Origin of the sequence: Herbaspirillum sp. B65 (genome assembly GCF_000333555.1) — a bacterium.
GTDB classification, from domain to species: domain Bacteria; phylum Pseudomonadota; class Gammaproteobacteria; order Burkholderiales; family Burkholderiaceae_D; genus Herbaspirillum; species Herbaspirillum rubrisubalbicans.
The window spans coordinates 1-3780 of the sequence record NZ_BADI01000061.1; the positions used below are offsets into that span (position 1 = coordinate 1).

Genomic DNA, 3780 nt, shown 5'->3' on the forward strand with positions numbered 1-3780 from the left:
ATCGCGCAGGCAACTTCGATCTCTCGCAGCGCACCGAGGAACAAGCCGCCTCGCTGGAAGAAACCGCTGCCAGCATGGAAGAGCTGACCACCACCGTGCGCCAGAACACCGACCACGCCGCCGAAGCGCTGCGCCTCTCGGGTGGGGCCGCGCAGACCGCCACCAGCGGCAGCGCAGCCAGAGCTTGTGAGATCAAAGGGCCCACTTTTTTTCGTGCATATATGCCTATTCATCCCATCTTCCTTTTGCAAAAGCCGTTACCGATTTGGTGCCGTCATCGTCGTACAAAAAACCATGGGCAGCCAATCCAAGCTTGAGAAAGACACTCGTGCCAGTTTTTGATAGTGGCTCATCGTCCCAATCATGCAGAACTTTAAAGGCATACGCTCCCGGAACTTCGAACAATTTGAGTCCATTCAATTGGACATTTGGTAGATTGGGATACAGGCTGATCTCTAACAATCCATCACCCGTGTCAGAAAAAGTTAACTGCAAACGTTTCTCGCTCCAAAATTCTCTTGATTCTTCGAAGAATTGGCTTTTCTTGGTAAATAACGGCGCGCCCAATAACTGATGAACCTCGCCCCGAGTCATTCCAAACTTGAGCGGTCCGACGCCCACGTAAGACATGATGATGTGTTCTTGCATATTAAAGCTCCTAAGGCAGTAAGCCGTGCTTTTCAAGACATCTAAAATATTCCAACATCTCTAGCATCGCTTCGTTATATTTTCTTTGATTCCCCACATTCTTAGCTATCTTTCGCACATCCCTGATTTCAATGGCCATGCCGGGAGGCGCCACACAAGCCTACATCGATATGGAAGCCAGTTTCAAGGAAGCGCTCGCGAAGGTGGGGCATGACTTTTGGGCAGGCAAAGGCCCTGCTCACGTCACGGTAGATGATCCGGCCACCGGCATGGAATTTACATTTTCTGCCACTGGATGGAAAGATGCCAATGGCATCTGGGGTTATTTGCATCCCCCTGGAACCGTTACCACCCAGACAGCACGTGTAGGTGCGCGGGAAAACGCAAGCAAGAATAACGATCAGGTCTTTGTCTCCCCATGAAATCATCTCACGAACATATCGATCTCAAAGACATCAAACTGCCCTCTGAGCTGGAGCGGCAGCAGATTTTCTACTTGCTAAGAAAAATCAGCTCAGTCACCGCATGGCAACGGGTCCTTGCGTTTTATCAAGCGTGGGTCGACGTAGTAGAAAACAGCTTACGGGAAGCAGATGATCGCGGATGGGGAGCACTAACCTCCCTGCCTCATTCGGAATATGTATTTCTTCTGAAATGTCTGGCGCATTGCGAAGAAGGTGTACGCCGCCTTCGACAGGGTGACAAGCGCGTCTTCAAATACGATGCCAACGGTGAATTCGTCATGGCGGCACGTGGGTTAGCGCATTACTCCCAGTTAGTACACCGTATAGAGATTGGCGAAAACCAGATCGACGAAGAGCATACCCCTTTGTGGGGCTCATTCCGCATGGCACTCAAAGAGTTGGGCCAAGCGTGGGGAGAGTGCGGGAGCAAAATTCTGGAGCCTCGTTATGAGGATGATCCAGCGCTCCTCCGCTATAACGACTGGCTGTCAGACTTACTGAAAAAGACGCCATTTCCTAAAGAACTCCAACTCATCCCCAATCCTCAGAACAACGTTTTCGTACACACGGGTTCGCTGGCGCCATGCTCTGGGATCTGGGAACCTATTGACGCACCCAAACCCTCCTTAGTCATGAGCATCATGGGAAAAAGCTCGAAGCCACTTCCGCCGTTCTCGCTGATGGGATGCATGAATTATTTGCACGGCGGCTCCCCCGCCCCGTCGATCAGGGCTTACGCGGGCGAAAACGGAGTCAATCTGCCTGCCACTTGGCGTTTGCTTTGGAAAGATGACCGCTATACAGATGGCCTCATTCCAGAGGAAGAAACGGGCTATTTCTTCACTCAGCCCGAATCGGAACGATCTGCGGCCCCGACTTGGTCCGTGGATGATCAAATCATCTGGGCTGAAAGCGGTGTCGCCGCGCCCGTAACCGGAAAATGGTTAGTGGAATCAGATCTGGCAGCAAGTATTGATCTCAATGAAGGCGATCTGCTCCCATTACACCAGGGTCGTAAGGTGCGCTGGGTAATGGCTCATTGAGGCAATTCATCGCGTATCGATTTGTCTCACGTGCGATGAGCCACCTAAGACGGCGAGGAAATGGAGCTACGTACTGGGCTCAATCGGGCGATGCGACGATCATGCCCTTTTTAGGATACGTACAATATCAACTCATCTTACTTGCCTCAAGAAGCGAAAAGTCCAGAACAAATAGAATGAGCGAGTACCCCACTGAACTCAGCCTGATCCAGAAAAAGCACGTCTGCCTGCTTTACCATTTCGCCTCCCTCGAATATCTGAAAGGCCTTCAAGTACGCCTGCACGAGCTGATGCAATTCGTCGATCCGACGTTGGCCAAGGTCAAGCTTCAAGGCCGCGACGTACTGCTGACCAATAGCCGCTGGGGAACACGGGACACCTCGGAGAACTGGGTCCAAAACGGCAGGGCATTTCTTGCCAACTTCGAGCTATCTATCGCCAGGCAGATTGCAGAGCGTGCATTCGAAGTCTATTCGTTTACCGATGCGTACAATTGTGGGCGCGGCTTGTCGGAGTACTCCCTGAACTGGATGACACCGGAAGAGGAAGATGAATTTCAATCCCGTTTCGATGATCTGTACCTCTACGCGCAGAATATCGACAGAACATTAAAGAAATTTAACGTAGCTGGAGGATGGGACGATTTTGATTTGACAATGTGTCTGACGGAACATCCCGAAGCACTTGGAGACGCGACGGCATTGAGACTTCGAAGCGACATCACCGCCCACAGCGGTACAACGCCGCCGCGTACCGGCGTCTATTTGCCTCTCGACGATCCTCATGGCACTCCTCAATTTTGCTGGACCGGAAAGCCTTCAGGAAAACTCAAGGAGTGCGCCACATTTAACGATCTGGGACTTGAAGCACTCGCGAGTGTAGGTCGTCAAGCTCTGTGGCTCGACGATTACCGCATGTATCAGTTCGTGCAAAGTCACCGTCGAGATCCTCGCTTGATCGCAGATTCGTTCTTCAAGGACGCTGTCAATGATCCCAAGCGCACTGCAAGTTTGGTAGCTCGGCACGCTTTTACGTCACGTCCCTGCGATTGGATTTACGTAGAACAACTTCACGGACAGCCTATCGACTTCTCCGAAGATAGCTCCTCTTGATCAGACAGATACGGTGGCTCGAGAGGACTGAATGCAAGACGCGAGGGGGCGGTATTCAATAACGGATCAAGCATTTTTTAATGTCATCGTTCAGATATTTCAGAAAGATTTCCAAATGACCCAACATGATCTTTCCCCTACTGCAGCTCGACTCAGTGTGACTCAGAAGAGACAAGTCACGCTGCTTTACCATTTCGCCTCGCTCGATTATCTGAAAGGCTTTCAAACACGCCTTCGCGACTTCATGCAATTCATCAATCCTCGCCTGGACAAGGCAGCACTGGAACGTCGCGATGAACTCCTGCGCAATGGCCGCTTGAAAAAAGAGGATGCTTGGGATAATGGGATCCCTAACGGCTGGTCTTTTCTAGCCAATTTCGACCTATCGGTGAGCGAGCAAATCATCCAGCACGCATTGGATGTCTACTCCATAACCGGAATGAATTTCTATGCACCCGCATTCACCGAATTTTCCTGGCATGGATGATTCCCGATGAGAAAAATGAATACCCA

The 3780-nt window shown here is 51.1% G+C and carries 5 protein-coding genes and 1 pseudogene; 5 read left to right on the top strand and 1 reads right to left on the bottom strand.

What is annotated here, in order from left to right; all coding sequences use genetic code 11:
• A pseudogene (locus I5W_RS33930) lies at window positions 1–179 on the top strand (methyl-accepting chemotaxis protein); the annotation flags it as partial.
• A gap of 46 nt (window positions 180–225) precedes the next feature.
• Here I5W_RS33930 and I5W_RS01590 read toward each other — a convergent pair.
• A complete protein-coding gene (locus I5W_RS01590; protein ID WP_017454620.1) occupies window positions 226–648 on the bottom strand; it encodes a hypothetical protein in 423 nt (140 codons plus the stop codon).
• 170 nt (window positions 649–818) lie between these two features.
• Here I5W_RS01590 and I5W_RS01595 point away from each other — a divergent pair, with 170 nt between their 5' ends.
• From I5W_RS01595 to I5W_RS29260, 4 genes are all read left to right on the top strand, one after another.
• Window positions 819–1070, top strand: coding sequence for a hypothetical protein (locus I5W_RS01595; RefSeq protein ID WP_252716852.1), 252 nt, complete (start codon window positions 819–821; stop codon window positions 1068–1070).
• Complete coding sequence (locus tag I5W_RS01600; RefSeq protein ID WP_044527932.1) at window positions 1067–2155, top strand: Imm71 family immunity protein; 1089 nt, start codon at window positions 1067–1069, stop codon at window positions 2153–2155. Before I5W_RS01595 ends, I5W_RS01600 begins: the two co-directional genes overlap by 4 nt.
• Before the next feature lie 176 nt (window positions 2156–2331).
• Window positions 2332–3267 (top strand): hypothetical protein, encoded by a 936-nt coding sequence (locus I5W_RS01605; RefSeq protein WP_044527933.1) that lies wholly within the window; start codon window positions 2332–2334, stop codon window positions 3265–3267.
• 115 nt (window positions 3268–3382) lie between these two features.
• Window positions 3383–3754: a hypothetical protein gene (locus I5W_RS29260; RefSeq protein WP_252716853.1), complete on the top strand. Its 372-nt coding sequence runs from the start codon at window positions 3383–3385 to the stop codon at window positions 3752–3754.
• Window positions 3755–3780: the final 26 nt, after the last annotated feature.